Source organism: Sediminispirochaeta bajacaliforniensis DSM 16054, from assembly GCF_000378205.1.
GTDB lineage: Bacteria > Spirochaetota > Spirochaetia > DSM-16054 > Sediminispirochaetaceae > Sediminispirochaeta > Sediminispirochaeta bajacaliforniensis.
In genome coordinates this window covers 44460-62372 of sequence record NZ_KB899429.1, presented here as the reverse complement: position 1 = coordinate 62372, position 17913 = coordinate 44460, and the positions used below count along the sequence as shown (strand labels likewise).

The 17913-nt window shown below is 51.2% G+C and carries 18 protein-coding genes; 13 read left to right on the top strand and 5 right to left on the bottom strand.

Annotation, left to right across the window (positions count from 1 at the left end; all coding sequences use genetic code 11):
• Positions 1-90: 90 nt before the first annotated feature.
• A complete protein-coding gene (lnt, locus tag F459_RS0118855; RefSeq protein WP_020614265.1) occupies positions 91-1656 on the bottom strand; it encodes an apolipoprotein N-acyltransferase in 1566 nt (521 codons plus the stop codon).
• Positions 1657-1765: 109 nt separating this feature from the next.
• Between lnt and galK the strand changes: the two genes are divergently transcribed.
• From galK to F459_RS0118790, 13 genes are all read left to right on the top strand, one after another.
• Complete coding sequence (gene galK / locus F459_RS0118850) at positions 1766-2923, top strand: galactokinase (protein WP_026295112.1); 1158 nt, start codon at positions 1766-1768, stop codon at positions 2921-2923.
• Between the two features lie 18 nt (positions 2924-2941).
• Complete coding sequence (gene surE, locus F459_RS0118845) at positions 2942-3709, top strand: 5'/3'-nucleotidase SurE (RefSeq protein WP_020614263.1); 768 nt, start codon at positions 2942-2944, stop codon at positions 3707-3709.
• Complete coding sequence (locus F459_RS0118840; protein WP_020614262.1) at positions 3693-4376, top strand: tetratricopeptide repeat protein; 684 nt, start codon at positions 3693-3695, stop codon at positions 4374-4376. The genes surE and F459_RS0118840 overlap by 17 nt, the downstream gene beginning before the upstream one ends.
• Positions 4373-6445, top strand: coding sequence for an NHL repeat-containing protein (locus F459_RS0118835; RefSeq protein WP_033302086.1), 2073 nt, complete (start codon positions 4373-4375; stop codon positions 6443-6445). Before F459_RS0118840 ends, F459_RS0118835 begins: the two co-directional genes overlap by 4 nt.
• The gene (locus tag F459_RS24005; RefSeq protein WP_154651738.1) at positions 6445-6741 is read left to right on the top strand and encodes a CxxCxxCC domain-containing protein; all 297 of its coding nucleotides are present in this window, start codon (positions 6445-6447) and stop codon (positions 6739-6741) included. The genes F459_RS0118835 and F459_RS24005 overlap by 1 nt, the downstream gene beginning before the upstream one ends.
• 29 nt (positions 6742-6770) lie before the next feature.
• Positions 6771-7949 carry a cysteine desulfurase family protein gene (locus F459_RS0118825; RefSeq protein ID WP_020614260.1) on the top strand — a complete coding sequence of 393 codons (1179 nt, stop codon included), beginning with the start codon at positions 6771-6773 and terminating at the stop codon, positions 7947-7949.
• Positions 7946-8557, top strand: coding sequence for an iron-sulfur cluster assembly scaffold protein (locus F459_RS24620; protein WP_020614259.1), 612 nt, complete (start codon positions 7946-7948; stop codon positions 8555-8557). Before F459_RS0118825 ends, F459_RS24620 begins: the two co-directional genes overlap by 4 nt.
• Positions 8550-8861 (top strand): ATP-dependent Clp protease adaptor ClpS, encoded by a 312-nt coding sequence (locus tag F459_RS0118815; protein ID WP_020614258.1) that lies wholly within the window; start codon positions 8550-8552, stop codon positions 8859-8861. The genes F459_RS24620 and F459_RS0118815 overlap by 8 nt, the downstream gene beginning before the upstream one ends.
• 11 nt (positions 8862-8872) lie before the next feature.
• Positions 8873-11122: an ATP-dependent Clp protease ATP-binding subunit ClpA gene (gene clpA / locus F459_RS0118810; protein ID WP_020614257.1), complete on the top strand. Its 2250-nt coding sequence runs from the start codon at positions 8873-8875 to the stop codon at positions 11120-11122.
• A gap of 17 nt (positions 11123-11139) precedes the next feature.
• Positions 11140-11808 carry a leucyl/phenylalanyl-tRNA--protein transferase gene (aat, locus tag F459_RS0118805; RefSeq protein ID WP_020614256.1) on the top strand — a complete coding sequence of 223 codons (669 nt, stop codon included), beginning with the start codon at positions 11140-11142 and terminating at the stop codon, positions 11806-11808.
• An 81-nt stretch (positions 11809-11889) separates the two neighbouring features.
• The gene (locus F459_RS0118800; RefSeq protein WP_020614255.1) at positions 11890-12732 is read left to right on the top strand and encodes an ABC transporter ATP-binding protein; all 843 of its coding nucleotides are present in this window, start codon (positions 11890-11892) and stop codon (positions 12730-12732) included.
• A complete protein-coding gene (locus F459_RS0118795) occupies positions 12732-13493 on the top strand; it encodes a hypothetical protein (RefSeq protein WP_020614254.1) in 762 nt (253 codons plus the stop codon). Before F459_RS0118800 ends, F459_RS0118795 begins: the two co-directional genes overlap by 1 nt.
• On the top strand, positions 13483-13857 hold the full coding sequence (locus F459_RS0118790; protein WP_020614253.1) for a GntR family transcriptional regulator: 375 nt from the start codon (positions 13483-13485) through the stop codon (positions 13855-13857). The genes F459_RS0118795 and F459_RS0118790 overlap by 11 nt, the downstream gene beginning before the upstream one ends.
• A gap of 87 nt (positions 13858-13944) precedes the next feature.
• Here the strand turns inward: F459_RS0118790 and F459_RS0118785 are convergent, their stop codons facing one another.
• From F459_RS0118785 to F459_RS0118770, 4 genes are read right to left on the bottom strand one after another with little or no spacing between them, the layout of a single operon-like run.
• The gene (locus tag F459_RS0118785; RefSeq protein ID WP_020614252.1) at positions 13945-14832 is read right to left on the bottom strand and encodes an AEC family transporter; all 888 of its coding nucleotides are present in this window, start codon (positions 14830-14832) and stop codon (positions 13945-13947) included.
• Positions 14833-14845: 13 nt separating this feature from the next.
• On the bottom strand, positions 14846-16507 hold the full coding sequence (locus tag F459_RS0118780) for a nucleoside kinase (protein WP_020614251.1): 1662 nt from the start codon (positions 16505-16507) through the stop codon (positions 14846-14848).
• 32 nt (positions 16508-16539) lie between these two features.
• Positions 16540-16731: a hypothetical protein gene (locus F459_RS0118775; RefSeq protein ID WP_020614250.1), complete on the bottom strand. Its 192-nt coding sequence runs from the start codon at positions 16729-16731 to the stop codon at positions 16540-16542.
• 27 nt (positions 16732-16758) lie between these two features.
• Positions 16759-17898, bottom strand: coding sequence for a hypothetical protein (locus tag F459_RS0118770; RefSeq protein WP_020614249.1), 1140 nt, complete (start codon positions 17896-17898; stop codon positions 16759-16761).
• Between the last annotated feature and the right edge of the window lie 15 nt (positions 17899-17913).

The following is a 17913-nucleotide window of genomic DNA, read 5'->3' as shown; positions in this document are numbered from 1 at the left end:
GGATTGGGGCAGAAGGGGGGATGGAACATGGAAAAACTCCTTTTTCGTAGCGTTCTTACTATAAGTAACTACGAGAAAAGGAGATTTTATTCATTTTTCACCACGATTCCGGACACTATTAACACGATAAAGAATCAGAGCCGCAATAAGCAGCTGGACAAACCAATCACCAAGCACCATATAAGCAGTCTGATATCCGGGCGGGGCTATGGGAACAGATACAAATAAGGAACCGTCGGTGTAAAGAGGGAGATGCTTTGTAACCTTTCCTGTGGGCAGTATAAGAGCCGTGACACCTGCATTCGTAGATCGAACCAGGGATCTGCCGGTTTCCACCGATCGAAATCTGGCAGCGGCAAAGTGCTGTGTCTCTCCTGCAACCGTTTTTGACCATGAATCATTTGTCAGATTGACAAATAATCCTGCACCGAGACGGGCTTGATAACGGGTCAGATAAGAAAAACAGTCTTCAAAGCAGATTGGTGTGGCCATCGTTGTTTTCTCATCCAGCCTAATCAATGCAGCCGGGTCGCCGGGAACCCATCCTGCGGAAACAAGCCCTATCGTCTCTTCCATAAAATTACGAAAAGGAGCAAAATCCCAGAAAGGAACCCGCTCTGCAAAGGGGACAAGCTGGCTTTTCCCGTATACTCCTCCCACTGAGCCGTCCGGTCGTATCAGCATTGCCCCATTCATGGCATCAAAACCCTCTTTATCGAGAAAATAGGGAGAGCCTGTGAGCAAGGGGACGGAGATATCCCGGAGAAAGTTCCGGAAGGAATCTCCTTCCGGCTTGGTGTGGTAGATTCTGCTTTTTTCTGTATAAGGGTATTGCAGGCTGTTTTCACTCCAAACCACAAGATCGACATCGGGATGGTCTTTAAGCCCCTCGCGGGTAAGATTCTGCCCTTTCTGTATAGCCTTTATGGCCTCGCCCGGACGCCAGTAGTCTGCATTGGTTTGCACCAACAATAGATCGCGTCGCTCCATGTCGTCGATACGCTGATTTTCCTGGCGGAGCAGCGCGGCTCCTGTGGCAAAGAAAAGCAGGGTTACGGCGACTGCGGTCACAAGGCCTTTAGCAAAATCCTGAAGTTTCTCTCTACTTCTTGTGAAAGGAATTTCGGCTGCAAGAGCTGAAAAGAGTACGGCAAGAAAGGATAACGGCCACATTCCGGCCAGTGAAGCGATTTGAGCCAACGGCAATACCCCCCCAAAGGGATGTGCTGCCATGTTCCAGGGGAATCCCAAGAAACCTATACCCCTAAAGTATTCATAACCGCACCATGCTGCGGCAAGCAAAAAAGGGCGCACTGCATCCTTGCTCTGCCTGGAAAGGGCATGAAATATCGGTGTGAATAATAAGAAATAAATGACGTGCCCGAAGGCGACGCCTGTGAGGGTCCATATTGAAAAATCCTGAAAATAGAGAAGCCAGAAGAATTGGGTGAGGCTCATGGTAATGGAAAAAAGAGTGCCTATTATCATAGAATGGCCGATGCCTGAGACCATTCTAATGGCTGCAAAGAGTGGTGCTAAAGCAAAAAGGGCTATCGTTGGAGAACCGAATGCAAGGAATTCGTTGGGCATGGCCAGGGCATATAACAGAGCGGAAAGGATTGCAAGGCCCGAGGCCGCAAGGCTACGTCGTTTCATCGGACCATACTAACCGATGCGGGGGCATCTTTCCAGATGCTTTTCTGTTGCAATCAAAGATAATTTCTTTTAAGATAGGTTTGACCCGAGTTCTGTTAGAGGGCGCTACATGAAAGATTTAATCGCTCGCCATGTGGCGGAGTATGGGAGTGAGCCGGAAGTAATGGCTTCCGCACCTGGTGTGTTGAACCTGATGGGAGAACATACTGATTTTGCCGAAGGGTATGTTCTTCAGACGGCTTTACCCCATACCGTCGAAGTGGCGATATCCAGGCGAAAAGACAACTCTCTCCGTTTTTATGCCGCAGATGTTCACGAGCGTAAAAGAACTACCGTTGCCAATCTCAAGTATAAGAGGGAAGATCGTTGGGCTAATTACCTCAAAGGGGTGCTCTATGAACTGCTCCAGCTTGGTTATCAGTTTCGTGGGCTGAATATCAGCTTTGGAGGTACCGTTCCTCAGGGAATCGGTCTCGGAGCCTCTGCCGCTGTCGGTTTGGCGACGGCATTTGCCATGAGGGAACTCTTCGGCTACAACATCGAAGATATCAAGCTCGTGCAGGTGGTCTATCTTTCCGAAAGTGCCTTCATTGGTATTCCTGAGCAGATTACCGACCAATTCGTCGCCTGTTTTGCAAAGCAGGAAAGTGCCGTTTTCCTTAATCTCCATACCTTAGAGTACAATCACCTTCCCCTGCGCATAGGGAATGCCCGTTTTGTGGTTACCAACAGTAACGTCAACCAAAATTATGCAAAGGAAGAGGTTGCCGAACGCTACAGACAGTGTGAGGAGGGGATAGAGAAGCTGCAGGGGCATGATAGTGGCAAAACAATTCTCGATTTCTCGGAACAGGAACTGAAACAAGGAACGGACCTCCTTTCCGAAGCCGAGCGACGTCTCTGTCTCCATGTCGTCGGTGAGAACCGACGGGTTATAGAGTCTCGGTCCGCCCTTCTTCAGCAGGATCTTGTCTCATTCGGTAAGATTATGAACCGTTCACAGGAAAGCCTGCGGGACAATTTCGAGGTTTCTTGTCCCGAGATTGATTGGCTTGTCAAGCGGGCAGGGGAGCTGGAAGGTTGTTATGGCTCCCGTCTTGTTGGACCCGGCTTTGGTGGGTGCACCGTTACGCTATTGGAAGAGGCTGTTATTGAGGAGTATCAGCGGCGTCTTGAGGATTACGAACGTATTTTCGGCTTCCATCCCGATATCTTTGTCTGTGAACCCTCTTCCGGGGCAAAGATTATCTTTTCAAAACGGGGATGATTCCGTTATAGTAGGTTCATGCGGATACTTCTGAGTAATGACGATGGTATAGCCAGTTCCGGATTGGAAACCTTGCGTAGGGCCCTCTCTCGTGAACATGAGGTGTGGGTTGCGGCTCCCGAGACCGAGCGCAGTGGTATGAGTCATTCCATTACCCTTCGGGATCCGGTTCGGTTTCGAGAGGTCGGGGAACGGATCTATGCGTGTAGCGGCACCCCGGCCGATTGCGTTCTCTACTCTCTTTTAGGGGCACTTCCCGAAAAATTCGATATTGTCGTCAGTGGTATCAATCGGGGGCCGAATTTGGGAACGGATATTATCTTCTCGGGGACCGCGGCTGCTGCACGGCAGGGTGCCCTCTCTGGAGTTCCTGCGGTTGCTGTTTCCGTTGCACCAATGCATCCTCCTTTTCCCTTTGAGGCCGCCGCAGAATTCGTTCGGGTAAACCTTGATCTTTTTCTTCGACTCTGGGCGCGGGATCATTTTATCAACATAAATGTACCGAATCCGAGCCGGGAACGGCCCTATAAGGTTCTTTTCACCCACCCATCCAAACGAATCTACGATGATACCATTGCCGCCATGAAGGGGCCGCGAGGAGAGAACTTTTATTTCTTGGCCGGTGATACCGTTCATGCCGAAGATGAACCCGGTTCTGACTGGGCTGCTGTGAACAGCGGTAACATTTCGGTTTCTCCGGTTTTCTTGCATCCCATGAATCATCAGGAGAGTGAACTGTACCGGTCCGCCCGGTTTGAGGTACCGGATCATGAACAATTTACTTGAAACGGGTCTTGCCTTCTACCGCGCGAAGCGGTACGAGAAGGCCCTCGACTACTTTACTTCTCTCGATGTAGATCCTGCAGAATATCCCGACCTTGCCTATTATTTGGGGCTGTGCTATACGAAACTTGGAAAATATGATGAGGCTCTGCTCTATCTTGAACAGGTAGTTACCAACCACGATGATTTCCTCCATATTTATCAATGCCGTATGGTCCTCGGCTATATCTATAATGTCACGGGGCGTTATCGTCTTGCAGAGTTTGAAATGCGAGAGCTTTTGGATGCCGGCTTTGAGTCCCCCCAAGTCTATTCAACCCTTGGGTTTGCCCTTTTCAGCCAGGGGAAAACGGATATCAGCCTTGATTATTATCGTAAGGCCCTTAATCTGGAGCCGGGAAACAGCAATGCACTCAATTCTGTTGGTTATACCATGGTTGAACTTGATCGGGAGTTGCCGGAAGCAACCGACAACATCAGAAAGGCCCTTGAAGCTCGGCCCGAACATGCTGCATACCTTGATTCCCTGGGATGGGCACTTTTTAAGATGGGGCGAATTAGGGAAGCAAGGCGTATTCTCGGCCGGGCTTACGATCTTTCCAAGGGCAACAGGGTCATTGCCTCTCATTTGAGAAAAGTAATAGACGAAGAGGGGGAAGAGGAATCATGAGCAGAGGTCGATATTTGAGATGCATGATGCTTCCTTGCCTCATGTTTTTGTTTCTTACCCCATTTCTCTTCGGCCAGGAAACAGAACAGGAAGCGTCGCCAGAGCAAAAGATCGATATGGATGCCGTGAGTGCCGATGAGGCTTTTATGTCGGGTGTCAGGTCGTATCACAACGGCGAGTATGCAAGTTCCATCCTTTCCTTTGAACGCAGCCTCTCTTTTAAGCCCGATCGTGGCATCACCCGCCTCTGGCTGGGAAACAGTTTCTATCGTTCAGGTCTTCTCGCATCGGCTCTTGAGCAATGGAAGACGGTGATGGATAGTCAGGCTGCAACAGCGAGCCTTAAGAATTTAATCGACAGTATAGAGTATCGAAGGGCCCTTGGGCCCGCCCTCTCTCCTGAGTCGAGATTCGTGGAAGTCGATCGCTTGGAGGGAAGTGCCGACGAATATACGCTCTTTCTCGGTCCAACTTCGATCCTCCCCAGGGCCGACGGCGGCAGCTATGTCGTCTCCTTCGCCTCCAACGAGGTCGTTTCGCTTTCGATCAACGGCATGATACGGACGAGAATTCGGGGGGGCTTGAACGGATTGAATCGCCCCTTCGATGCTCTTGTCGGCCCCTCTGGACGGCTCTACATCTCCGAGTACCAGGGGGATCGAATTGTCAGTTGTACCCCTTCTGGTACGGACATCCACCGCTTCGGGGGAAAGGGACGTGAGGATGGTAAACTGCTTGGCCCGCAGTATCTGGCAATGGATCGGGAGGGGTATCTCTATGTTAGCGAGCAGGGAAACCGAAGAATATCGAAATTCGATACCGACGGCAACTTTATTCTTTCTTTTGGAAAGCGGGCGGGCGATTTCCCCGGCTTCCGGGAGCCCACTGGTATATGTGTGGTCGATGATACACTTTTTATTGCCGATGGGAGGCGGAACATCCTCTACCGTTTCGATGTAAGTGGTAACTTTCTCGGGACCTGCGGAGAAAATCTCTTTAGTGAGCCGGAAGGTTTGACACTTGCCGAGGACGGAAAGCTGCTTGTCGCGGATGCCACGGGTCTTCATCTTTTCGATACGGAACGGGAGGTTTCGAAAACCCTGATAGCGGCTGGAGAGGGCGACTCCTTCATTAAGGGGGCCTTCGATGTGAACGGCAATTTGATGATTTCCGATTTTTCCGCGAACGCCGTGTGCCGTTATGCAGATTTCAATCAGCTTTACGGAAGCCTTTTGGTCGATGTCGAGCGAATCATCGAGAACCGTTTCCCCCGAATTGTTTTGGAGCTTTCGGTTTCCAGGCGGGACGGGAAACCCGTGGTCGGGCTTGAAGAGACCAATTTCCTTGTAACCGAGGGTCGGGTCGAGGCTTCCGGAATGCATTATCTCGGATCGGTGGATGATTTGGATCAGGCCGCCGTTGCAATTGTTGCCGAACGTTCAGATGCGGGACGGAATTTCTCCTCTGCCTTTGGAGAGGCCGTTGGTTCTTTGGCGAATGGCGCAGCCGGACGCTTTGAATTTTCATTTGTAAGTGCCGGCCCCCTTCCCGTGCGGGAGGTTTCATCGGTGTACGGGGCCGATCCCCTTGTCGAAGCGCTTTTGTCGGGTTCTGGCGAGGCCGGCCGGCAATGGCAGTGTGATTCGGCGATCCGGCTTGCGGCTTCCGGCCTTACTGCGAAGAATAAAAAGCGGGCCATCATTTTCCTTGCAGGTGGCCCACCGCCCGCCTCAGCCTTCGATCGTCACGAGCTTGCAGAAGTCGCCAGATATCTGGAAGTTAATCACATTGGTTTCTTTTGCGTATACCCCTTTGATGGCGATGTACCCGATGAGTATCGCTATCTTGCCGAAAAGAGCGGCGGTCGGGTGATACACCTTTTTAGGCCGGAAGGGATTGCATCCCTTGTCGATATCATTCTCCAGCGGAGGGACGGCAGATATCTGATCGAGTATAACAGCTCCCTCGATGATGATTTCGGTAGAAAGTTCCTCCCTGTCGAAGTTCAGGCCTATCTTCATGGTCGAAGCGGCCGCGGGGAATCCGGCTATTTTGCACCGCTTCGCTGATGAGGACTCCGTTTAGCCGCCGATGGGACTCTCTTTGCAGGCAGTGCGGCGCCTGCTGTTATGAGAAGGCCTATGTAAAGGGAATTCTCTATGTATATCACGATCGTCCCTGTGTCTACCTGAACGAAGAGAACGGTCGCTGTAAAGTGTACCATGAACGCTTCCGCCGGATGGAAGGGTGCAACAAGATGACGATCTTCCACGCGATGTTTTCCGGATGGTTGCCGGCTTCCTGCGGGTATGTCGAATGGGCCATGCGCCATCATATTCGTTTCTCACGGGCGAAGCTTGACTAAGTCTCTGTCGGGCAGTACCTTTTTTCTATATGAACAGCAGGTTTGTCTATTTTGATAATAATGCAACCACGCCTCTGGATCCCGATGTCAGGGAGCGTTTTATCCAGGCGCTTGATCTCTACGGGAATCCTTCCAGCATGCATATGTTCGGACGACAGGCCCATGAGGGGGTGGAATGGGCCCGGGGCGAGGTCGCCCGGCTCTTGGGTTCCTTGCCCGAAGAAATTTTATTCACCGGCGGTGGTTCGGAATCGAATAATACAGTACTTAAAAGCGTACTGCATCCCGATTTTCCCCGCCGGAAAGGAAAGGTGATCACCACCGCCGTTGAGCATCCCTGTATTCTTGAAACGGCAGCCTTTCTGAAACGGTTCGGTGTTCCTGTTGCTATCTTGCCGGTTGATAGTGAGGGTAAGATCGACATGAATCGTTATGTTGATGAACTTGACGATAGTGTGGCCCTGGTTTCCGTGATGTTGGCAAATAACGAGATCGGAACCATTCAGGATATTGCCGATATCGCCAAACTGGCGAAGCAGCATGGTGCGTATGTTCATACCGATGCGGTACAAGGTGTGGGAAAAATTCCGGTGGATGTTGAAGAGCTGCAGGTCGATTATTTGACCGCTTCAGCCCATAAGCTTTATGCTCCAAAGGGGGTAGGGGCTCTCTATCGACGAAAGGGGGCTCCTCTTTTTCCCCTGATCCATGGCGGCCACCAGGAAAAGGGGCTTCGGGCCGGTACAATCAATGGGCCGTCGATTATAGCCTTCGGCTGTGCCGCCGAAAAAGCAGGCTCACTCCTTGATGAAGAGTACATCAGGCTTTTGCGTCTGCGAACCAAAATGCGGGATGGTATCCTTGCCTCGGTTCCCGATGTTATGATCAACGGTCATCCGGAGGATGTCCTGCCCGGCACCCTCGACGTATCATTTTTCGCGGCGGAAGGTGAGTCGATTCTGCTCTCTCTCGATATCGAAGGTATTGCGGTTTCTACAGGCTCCGCCTGTGCCACCGGGTCCCTCGAACCGAGCCACGTATTGATGGCCACGGGAATGGATGCCGAATTGGCCCATGGGTCGATCAGGTTCAGCCTTGGCCGTTTCAATACCGAGGAAGAAGTCGATTATCTTTTGGAAAAGCTTCCGCCTATTATCGAGAGGATTCGAAAGATGTCCACGATCTCCAGAAAGGAGGTTCATCAATGAGTACCAAGATGCAGTGGGTCTATACCGAAAAGGTAAAGGATCATTTTGTTAATCCGAGAAATGTTCTTGACGATGAGGACTCCTTTGGGGCCGACGGAACCGGAATGGTGGGAAGCATGGCGTGCGGTGATCAGATGCTTGTCGCCATTAAGGTCCGAGACGGAAAGATAGCCGAATGCCGCTGGAAGACCTACGGCTGTGCCAGTGCCATTGCCAGTACCTCCATGATGAGTGAAATGGTGACGGGGATGAGCCTGGAAGCGGCGTATCATATCACGCCGAAACAAATCACCGAGGCTCTCGGCGGTCTTCCCGAGCACAAATTCCATTGCAGCGTTTTGGGAGACAAAGGACTTCGGGCCGCCATTGATGACTACCTTGAGAAAAACGGTCTCGAAAATCCCTTTACCAAAAGCGTTGCGAACATCGTTTGTGAGTGTGTAGGCGTTACCGATCAGGCGATCGAGGCAGCCTTCAAGGCCGGGGCCGTCAGCTACGAGGCAATTCAAACGGCAACCGGCGCAGGGACCGTTTGCGGCAAATGCCGTGAAAAAACGGAGGCTATCCTGGAAGAGATGGAGCACCTTTACGGGAAAAATCATGAGTGATTTTCGTTTCGGGACAAAGCTTGAGGACCGCTCACAGGAGCAGTATCGGGAGCCGCCGATGTATCGGGTGATGCTGTTAAATGATGACTACACCACTATGGATTTCGTCGTTAAGGTGATTCGTCAAGTTTTTCATCATTCTAGTGAAGAGGCCGTTAAAATCATGTTTGATGTGCATAAAAAAGGAAAAGGCCTGGTCGGTTGTTACAGCCAGGATATTGCCGTCACCAAACAGCGGCAGGTTCTTGTCATGGCCAAGTCAGAGGAGTTTCCCCTGCGCTGTGAAATAGAGCCGGATCTTTGATGGTAAGGTAGATGGAAATTAGCGACGACGTACAAGAATTAATTCAGACTGCTTATCTCATGGCTAAGGAACGGCGCCATGAATATCTTACGCCGGAGCACCTGCTTCATGCCGCCTTTCATTTTCCGGAGCTTCGCACGCTGCTTGAGGAGTCGGGCGCGGATCTTGAAGAGGCCAGCCGGTTGCTCGAGGCGTATTTAGCCAAGAAGGTCCCTGCTGTAGCGGGTGACGAAGCCTTTGAACCGATACAGAGTGCCGGCTTTGAGAGTGTCATCGGCCGCCTCCTCTATCATGCACAAAGTTCTTCCACCAGCATTGTGGAACCCGGTGATCTTCTTGTCGCCATCTTCGATGAGGAAGAGAGCCAAAGCGGTTATATCCTCCGTAAAAGCGGTGTCAGCCGATACGCTCTTTTGAATGCCGTTACTTCCGCTGTTCCCTGGGTGGATGAAGGCGAAGTGGAGGATGATGATTCCGAGGATGGGGATGATTCGGAGTCCAGGCGCCATGGGCGTGCCCTGGAGCTGTTTGCCAGGGATCTTACTCAGGCCGCCAGGGATGGTGAGCTCGAACCCCTTATCGGCCGTGAGGATGTGCTTAAGCGTATGAGTCTTGTCCTTTGCCGGAAGCTTAAGCATAATCCCATTCTTGTGGGTGAACCGGGAGTCGGAAAAACCGCCGTGGTTGAAGGGCTGGCTTCGCGTATTGCCGAAGAGAACGTGCCCGCCCCTTTGCGCGATTATCGGCTTTTCTCCCTTGATCTGGGAGGAATGCTTGCGGGTACGAAGTATCGCGGTGATTTTGAGGAACGCATGAAACAGGTCCTTCGGGAGCTTGAAGCCGAAGAACGGGTTATTCTTTTTATCGACGAAATTCATACCATTGTCGGAGCCGGGGCGGTCTCCGGCGGATCGATGGATGCATCGAATCTCCTTAAGCCTGTGCTTGCCAGCGGTAATGTTCGCTGTATCGGTTCCACCACGGATGAGGAGTTTAAGAAATTTTTTGATAAGGACCGGGCCTTAAGTCGTCGATTTCAGAAAATCGATATCCCCGAGACCTCGAGGGATGAAACCCTTGCGATTCTTCAAGGCTTACGAGGCCGTTATGAAGCATATCACGGGGTCAGCTATGACGATGATGCAATAGAGGCGGCCCTCGATCTTTCCACCCAGTACATCAACGATCGGCGACAGCCCGACAAGGCCATCGATGTCGTCGACGAATCCGGTGCCTGGATCCAACTTTCCGAACCTTCAGAGGCGGATGAACGACGAGTAGTTGATCGGTCGATTGTGGAAAAGGTTGTGGCAGGGATCGCACGAATTCCCGAGCGTAGTGTCTCTTCCGATGAGACTGAGCGGCTTCGTACCCTTGATCAGCGTCTGAAGTCCGTGGTCTTCGGGCAGGATGAGGCCGTTTCCGCGGTGGTGGAATCCATAAAGCGCTCCCGTGCAGGCTTCGGTAATGGTGAACGTCCTGTTGCCTCATTCCTTTTTGTCGGGCCTACCGGCGTCGGAAAGACCGAGCTCGCCCGACAACTCGCCGAACACCTGGGGATCGGCCTTATTCGATTTGATATGAGTGAATATCAGGAGCGCCACTCGGTGAGCCGGCTTGTCGGTAGCCCTCCGGGGTATGTTGGCTATGAAGAGGGGGGGCTCTTGACCGATGCGGTACGAAAGGAGCCTCATGCCGTGCTTCTCCTCGATGAGATCGAAAAGGCTCACCGGGATGTGTACAACATGCTCCTCCAGGTGATGGATTATGCTACCTTGACCGATACCTCGGGGCGAAAAGCCGATTTCCGTAATATCATTATCATCATGACCAGCAATGCCGGGGCCCGCGATATTGGTAAGCCGATGATCGGTTTCGGAGAGCGGAGTGTGAGTGAATCCGCCCTTGGGAAGGCCCTTGAGGATGCCTTCAGCCCCGAGTTTCGGAATCGTCTTGATCGTATTGTCCAATTTGCCCATTTGCCGATCGACGTCGTTTTGCAAATCGTCGATAAAGAGATTAAGGCCTTTGCCCTGCAGCTGGAAGCAAAGTCTGTTTTCCTTGAAGTCACTCCTGAAGCACGCCGCTGGTTGGCTGAAACAGGGTATGACCCTGTTTTCGGAGCCAGAAATATTGCAAGGCTCTTTCAGGAACACGTTAAGACTTTCTTTGTGGATGCGGTCCTGTTCGGGGATCTTTCCTCCGGCGGCCGTGCCCGGGTAAGCCTTGATGCCGGTAAAATCAAGGTAGAAGTTCTCTAACTAGGTCATTGCTTACCATGCCTTTTTTTACCGAAGGGCTGCCGGTTGTAACATTTCCGGCGCCTAAAGATGATGAAGGAATTGTTGCCATAGGGGGAAACCTTTCGCCCGAGATTCTCGTCTCCGCATATGGGCAGGGGGTCTTTCCCTGGTTTGGTGAAGACAGCCCCATTCTTTGGTGGAACCCCCATCCCCGGTTCGTCCTCTTTCCTGAAAAACTCCACTCGCCTCATCGGCTTGAACGACGTATACGCTCCGGTGAATATCGGGTCACCATGGATCGGGCCTTTGATCAAGTCATACGAGGCTGTTCCGAGGTGCCTCGTCCCGGGCAGGAGGGCACCTGGATAACCGAAGAGATGATTACGGCATACCAGAGGCTTCACAGCCTGGGCTATGCTCATTCCTTTGAAAGTTGGTTCGAAGGAGAGCTTGTGGGAGGGCTTTACGGTGTTTCTGTGGGGGCCCTTTTTTGTGGCGAATCGATGTTCGCACTTCGGCGTGATGCAAGTAAGGTTGCCTTTGTCACTGCCGTACGGTTTCTTGTCCGGCAGAACTATCGACTCATCGACTGCCAAGTCTATACCGAGCACCTTGCCTCTTTTGGTGCGGAAGAAATCTCCAGAGAACACTTCCTTTCCCTTCTTTCCCGTTATCGTGACATGGAAACGGAAACTATTTCCTGAAAGATGGATTGACACTGTTACGACATTTGTTTTATTGTTCTGGTGTACTAATTAAATAGAACAGTAATACGGAGGTTTGAAATGATCCGAATATCCGGAATGGATTTTGGGTATGGTAAAAACCATCTTTTTCGCGGTTTGAACTTAAACCTAAAGCCAGGTAATATCTACGGACTCCTTGGTAAAAATGGTGCGGGGAAGACAACACTTTTGCAGATTATGTCGGGGCTGCTTTTCCCTGAGGCCGGGGAGGTCCTTCTCCTTGGGCGGGAACCTGCCAAGCGTTCTCCTTCGCTTCTTGCCGAAATTTTCTTTCTTGCAGAGGACTTTCATGTAAATGCGCTTACCGGGGAGGCCTACGAGTTGCTGTATGCTCCCTTTTATGAGCGCTTTGACCACCATCAGTTTCTCTCTTATCTCGAAGAGTTTGATATCCCAGGGAACCGGAAGCTTACCACCTTTTCCTATGGCCAGCGTAAAAAATTTCTTCTCTCCTTCGGCCTTGCATGCAATACCTCGATACTTTTCCTTGATGAACCCACAAACGGATTGGATATTCCTTCCAAAAATCAATTTCGGCGGGTGCTTGCCTCCGCAGTCGATGAAACCAAGACCATTATTATTTCAACCCACCAGGTACGGGATATGGGGCACTTGATTGATCCCATTGTCATTGTGGATTCAGGGGCGATTATTCTCAACCGTACGATTGCAGAAATCGGTAGGTCGCTACTGATGCGCTATGTTCGGGCGCTTCCTTCCGACCCGGCTCCTATTTATAGCGATCAGGCCCTGGGGGGCTACATCGTGGTGGAGGAGAACAAAAGCGGAGAGGAAGGTTCGGTTGATATCGAGGTTTTCTTCAATGCTGTCATGACAGCTCGGGAAAGGGTCGAGGCCGCACTTCAAAGGAGGGCCGGGTGATGAGCTTTTCCATTCGCCGCCTCTTACTTCTCATGAAACGGGATCTCCATACCCAATGGCGCAATGCCTTTCTTGCCCTTGCCGCCGCAATTGCCGTGATAATCGTTCTTGGTGTGCTTGTTGCCTGGCAGGGAGATACTAGGCAGTTCCACGATATCCTTTTCCCTCTTTTATTCCTTCCGGGCGGATACATACTTACCAGCCGGGCCTTCTCCGATCTTCATCGCAAAGCTACCACCCGCCATTTTATCCTTCTGCCTGCCGGGGCAGGGGAAAAAACCCTCTCTCGTCTTCTCTTTTCGGGCCCCGGCTACCTTCTTCTTGCTATTTTCGGTTACAGCATTGCCGCCCTCTGTGCCCACTTCCTGACTTTACTTTTGTTTCGTAATGCAATTCCGTTCTTTACGCCTTTTACACGAAACTTGAGACTTTTGTATGCCAATTATCTTGCAAGCCAGTCTCTTTTCTTTCTCGGTGCCGCCTGGTTTCGTAAGAATCACTTTTTAAAAACAGTACTTACACTTACACTGCTCTCTTTTTTCTTTTCTTTTCTTGGGCTCCTTGCTCAATGGCTTGTTTTCGGTGGGCTGCATCAATTGAACCACTTGGACCCCTTGATTTTCCGTCCCCTTCGCGGCAGGCGGTTGATGGAAGGAGTCGTCCGTTGTGCCGAAATCTTTTATTGGGGTATTCTTCCGCCTTTCTGCTGGTTGGTTTCCTGGCTGCGAATCAGAGAGGCAGAGGTGAGCCATGGAGTTTGATGATACACGTCCCATTTATCTTCAGATCGCCGATTTTATGTTTGAACAGATTATTACCGGTACTTGGCCCGTAGAAACGAGGGTTCCCTCCATTAGGGAATTTGCAGGGATGATGCAGGTGAATCCCAATACGGCGATGCGGACCTATAGTTACCTTCAGGAGCTTGGGGTTATCTATAACAAGCGGGGCATCGGCTACTTTGTGGCCCCGGAGGGCGCCAAAAGGGTCAAACGGGAGCGGAAAAAAAGTTTCTTCGAGGAAGAATTACCCGCATTGTTTCATGCGATGGAGACCCTCGATATAACGATTGATGAAGTGATCGACGCCTATGAAACCTGCCGAAAGGAGCAGAGAAAAGAATGAAAACCAGCAACAAGATAGTGATAATAGCCTTGATTCTCGGAGTAGCGGCACTATTTGTGCTCGCCCTCTTGTTTCGCTTTGCCGTCGTTATAGTGCCTGGGCAATTGCAAATGCCACGGGGATGATGATGATACTCAGCATCGTCGTGGCGATAACAATTCCCTGGGCTCTTCGGCTATCTATGCCGTAGCGACTGGGAAGGACATAGCTGAACAGTGCCGCCGGTAAGGCCCCCGTTACCAAAAGTACCGTGCGGGCTGTTCCTGAGAAGCCGAAGAGGGTGACCACAAGCAGGGCCGTAAGAAATCCGGCGACGATCCTGAGAAGGATTCCTGCAAAGAGGTGTATTTCCAATTGAGGTTTGCGGGCATGGATGGAGAGCCCCAGGGTAAAGGCCGCAAGCGGGGGCGCTGCATCGCCGGCGAAGGCGCAGGTGTCGAGAATGGGATGAGGGATCGGCAGTCCGCCCACATTTGCCCCGAATCCGGCGATAACGGCCCAGAGAATCGGGCTGCTTAGGGAGGCTTTGATGGCCTTTTTGCTTACCCCTCCCCGAATGATGACGAGCCCAAGGGTGAAGATATAGAGGGTCTGAATTTCATCAAAAATGATGATGATATTCATCGCCTCCGAGCCTCCCCATATCTGCATAAGGGGGATGCCGAGAAAGCCTGAGTTCATGAAGATTACCGGTAAGGCAAAGCTCTTCGGGTCTATTCGGACGATACGGGCATACAATACTGCCAGCAGCAACATGATCACCACCACGGTACTGGTAGCCCCGAAAAGTCTTCCAAGTTCCAACGGAGTAATGGTAGATCGGTACAGTGAAACGAAAACCAACATCGGCATGAAAAAGTCTGTGAGGACTGCGATCAATGATGCTTCACCCACTGCATAGAACCTGGCGAAAAGGTAGCCGGCACCTATGATGAGAAAAAGCGGCAGCAGCAGAACAAAGGTTGAAAAAATCATGCAATCTATAGCCCTAGTAGCTAAAGCCGCTTCCTCCCACAAATTCCCGCAAGATGGAATGTTGGGGGACATACTGGACCGGGATCGAAGAGAAATTGGTCAGAAATGCCAGGAGCCTTCTCGCTTCACTGTACTGCCGGCGGAAGGGTTTGACTGTATTCAACAGCGGCTCCACGTAAGGTTTTAGCACCGCAAGCTCATAGTCTAAGGCACTGTTGAAGGCCGAATCCGCAAGATGCTGATAGGGGAATATGTTGTTATCTTCCCCCCGTCTGACAGAAGGCCACATTTCCAGGGTAGAGAGTGCGCTGTTCCCTCGGAACTGATGGTCCCTAACCATTCGGCGGCAGAGCCTGTTGTCGGTGGTCGCGATCCTATTATGGTCGTCGAGGTTGAGCTGGGTAAGAGCGGAGATATAAACCAAGTGTTTCTGTTCTCTCGGTATCTCTGGGGTAAGATCGGGGTTGAGTCCGTGAATCCCTTCCATGAGCAGAATATTGCGTTTTCCGAAGCGAAGCTTTTTCCCATGCTCTTTCGGTTTCCCCGCTTTAAAATCGAAGATGGGGACCTCGATTTCTCTACCCGCAAAAAGTGCAAGAAGATGGCTGTTAAGCTGCTCGATATTGAGGGCGTGGAGACTCTCAAGATCGGGATTACCATCGGCATCCAAAGGTGTTTTTCCCCTGGGGAGAAAGTAATCATCAAGGCCGATAACGACGGGATTAAAGCCAAGTACCTGAAGTTGTATCGCCAGTTTTTTTGTGAAGGTTGTTTTTCCCGATGAAGAGGGACCTGCAATGAGGACCACTCGTACCGTATCCCGCCGTTGCGCGATCTGGTCGGCAATCTGGCTGATCTTCTTATCGTGAAGTGCTTCTGCTACCTGGATGAAGGGGGCAATGTTTCGTTCCTCGATAAGCTGATTCAACCTCCCCGTACAATTTACATCCAGAATTTTTCCCCAAGCCTTATATTCTTTAAAAATTGAAAAAAGGAGGGGATGGTCGACAAACGATCCGAGCTTTGTCGGTTCTTTCGACCTTGGATAGCGAAGAAGAAAGCCTGGGGGATAGTTTCTCAATTCGAAGAGCGACAGCAGCGAGGTATTGTCCAGCAAGGGTTCATAGCTGATATCGAAAAAATGATCACACATGTATAAAGGAATCTTCGGATCGTTTCGGTAACGAAGGAGCAGCTCTGTTGCCGGAAGATTTTCCTTGCGGACCATTTCGAGAGCCTGCTCATAGCTGATCACCGAACGTTTGATCGGCAGAGCCGCTTTTACTATTGCACGCATCTCTGCTTCAAGACGGGCAATTTCTTCCTCCCCGACACCAGCCATTCCGTTGTAATAGTAGTAGTAGCCGTCTCCGAGGCTGTGACCGATCACGAGGTGGCGGTCGGGAAAGACCTTTTTTGAAGCAAGCCCGAGTAAAAAGGAGAGGGAACGCCGATAGATCCTGTTGCCGTATTTGCTATAGAGTTTAACCGGCTCGACGGTTGCGTCGATTTCGATCTTAAAAGAAGGAGTAACCAGATCGTTATTGACAAGGGCCGCTACGACCGGCCCCTGTGGGTCATCCGCTTCCGATGATGGAAGAAATTCACTGACTCTTGTTCCGTAAGCAACTGTTTCTCTGCTGCCGTCGGGCAGTGTCCCCGTCACTTGATTCATGCGTTGCCCCCTTGATGCATACTATATCAAGTTTACGTCGGGCGCTTATCATTTGTACAGATTTCTTTTATGCTTTCTTTCATTCTTTCCTTTGCCACGGCGATCCAGGCCCCCGGTCCGACGTAATTGGGGCGTGACTCTATTTCTTTATCCAGATCGTCGATATTCGCTAAGGGAGCAGGAGACCGCAATTCTTTCATATAATCATGTTTGGTCTTTTTCATCCGACATCTACCTCCCAAGAAAAGTGGCTATGCGAAGAGTTCGAGTTGTACAGGACGGGCAGGGCGACGTTCCCGTTGGGGGATGGAAGGCCGATCCTGAGGATGACGTTTCATCATCGGACGACATTCCTCTTCGTATCCGAGGCCCGTCAGAAACGAGAAGACTGTCGACGAATCCTCTTCCCAAGTCGGTGGAAAGGTGATGGCAGGATCAAAGATGGTTAGTAGCGAAGCAGAGGCAGCGCTCAGGCTTGCAAGGCTCTGTATATAGGTTTTCCATTCCTCGATCTCATAGCCTGCCTCTTCTGCCTCTTTCGGAGAGCACATCATCTTTTCCACTCTCATCGCCGCTTCGGCGATGATTTCCCGGAAAGCGGCGGTCTCGGCTTCCTCGATATCATGCTGCTTCAATCGTGATATCAGTGCTCTGATCCAGAAAAGCAGACTTATTTCCGGCTCTTCGTCCTGGAGAGCCAGTGCGCAGAGCCTGCTTCCTTCGGCCGGCCCGAATATCAGTTTCAGATTTGAGACAATGATTTCGGGCGAAAATCCGTAGACAGAAGCTGTTTTTGTGATCCACATGGCAAGGGACCTCGCAGCCTTCGGATAGTCACCCTTAAGGTCCCGGATGAGGAGGATTGCCGTTTCAACGAATAGTTCCTCCATCTCTCCTTCGAGATACTCTTTCAGCTGATTTTGGGCGCTGGTGATAAAGGACCGATCCTCGGTGACCTGGGTAAAGAGACTTTTGCTCTTCGGAGAAAGGGTTCCTTCCCTGCCTTCTCTTTTTTCGCACAGTTGTGTGACAACCGGGATGAGGGCGGAGGCCGGACTTTCGTCATCAATATGCGATAACTGGTTCAGTGCCTCGTCTCGATTTCCGTTGTAGAAGGCCGAGATCGATAGACAGAGAGCCTTCCAGCTTGCCAAGGGGGATGTTTCCCCTATGGACAGGAGTTCCGTTGCCGCCTCCGGATTGTACATCCCGTTGGTAACGGACTCGAGGGCATCGCTAATGATTCGAGCCTCGATTTTTATTTGATCACCGTCGGGTATTTGTTCCGACTTTTCGATCGCCGAGGGGTCGAAGAGCAGGGGAGCCAGTTCGTTACGGCGGCCCTGGCGGATGAATTTTCCTATCGTATTGAGTATTTGATCCTGTTTCATATGCTGTTTCATGAC

Coding starts and splice junctions, on each gene's coding strand:
- lnt (WP_020614265.1), bottom strand. CDS start 1,656: ATGAAACGACGTAGCCTTGCGGCCTCGGGCCTTGCAATCCTTTCCGCT.
- galK (WP_026295112.1), top strand. CDS start 1,766: ATGAAAGATTTAATCGCTCGCCATGTGGCGGAGTATGGGAGTGAGCCG.
- surE (WP_020614263.1), top strand. CDS start 2,942: ATGCGGATACTTCTGAGTAATGACGATGGTATAGCCAGTTCCGGATTG.
- F459_RS0118840 (WP_020614262.1), top strand. CDS start 3,693: ATGAACAATTTACTTGAAACGGGTCTTGCCTTCTACCGCGCGAAGCGG.
- F459_RS0118835 (WP_033302086.1), top strand. CDS start 4,373: ATGAGCAGAGGTCGATATTTGAGATGCATGATGCTTCCTTGCCTCATG.
- F459_RS24005 (WP_154651738.1), top strand. CDS start 6,445: ATGAGGACTCCGTTTAGCCGCCGATGGGACTCTCTTTGCAGGCAGTGC.
- F459_RS0118825 (WP_020614260.1), top strand. CDS start 6,771: ATGAACAGCAGGTTTGTCTATTTTGATAATAATGCAACCACGCCTCTG.
- F459_RS24620 (WP_020614259.1), top strand. CDS start 7,946: ATGAGTACCAAGATGCAGTGGGTCTATACCGAAAAGGTAAAGGATCAT.
- F459_RS0118815 (WP_020614258.1), top strand. CDS start 8,550: ATGAGTGATTTTCGTTTCGGGACAAAGCTTGAGGACCGCTCACAGGAG.
- clpA (WP_020614257.1), top strand. CDS start 8,873: ATGGAAATTAGCGACGACGTACAAGAATTAATTCAGACTGCTTATCTC.
- aat (WP_020614256.1), top strand. CDS start 11,140: ATGCCTTTTTTTACCGAAGGGCTGCCGGTTGTAACATTTCCGGCGCCT.
- F459_RS0118800 (WP_020614255.1), top strand. CDS start 11,890: ATGATCCGAATATCCGGAATGGATTTTGGGTATGGTAAAAACCATCTT.
- F459_RS0118795 (WP_020614254.1), top strand. CDS start 12,732: ATGAGCTTTTCCATTCGCCGCCTCTTACTTCTCATGAAACGGGATCTC.
- F459_RS0118790 (WP_020614253.1), top strand. CDS start 13,483: ATGGAGTTTGATGATACACGTCCCATTTATCTTCAGATCGCCGATTTT.
- F459_RS0118785 (WP_020614252.1), bottom strand. CDS start 14,832: ATGATTTTTTCAACCTTTGTTCTGCTGCTGCCGCTTTTTCTCATCATA.
- F459_RS0118780 (WP_020614251.1), bottom strand. CDS start 16,507: ATGAATCAAGTGACGGGGACACTGCCCGACGGCAGCAGAGAAACAGTT.
- F459_RS0118775 (WP_020614250.1), bottom strand. CDS start 16,731: ATGAAAAAGACCAAACATGATTATATGAAAGAATTGCGGTCTCCTGCT.
- F459_RS0118770 (WP_020614249.1), bottom strand. CDS start 17,898: ATGAAACAGGATCAAATACTCAATACGATAGGAAAATTCATCCGCCAG.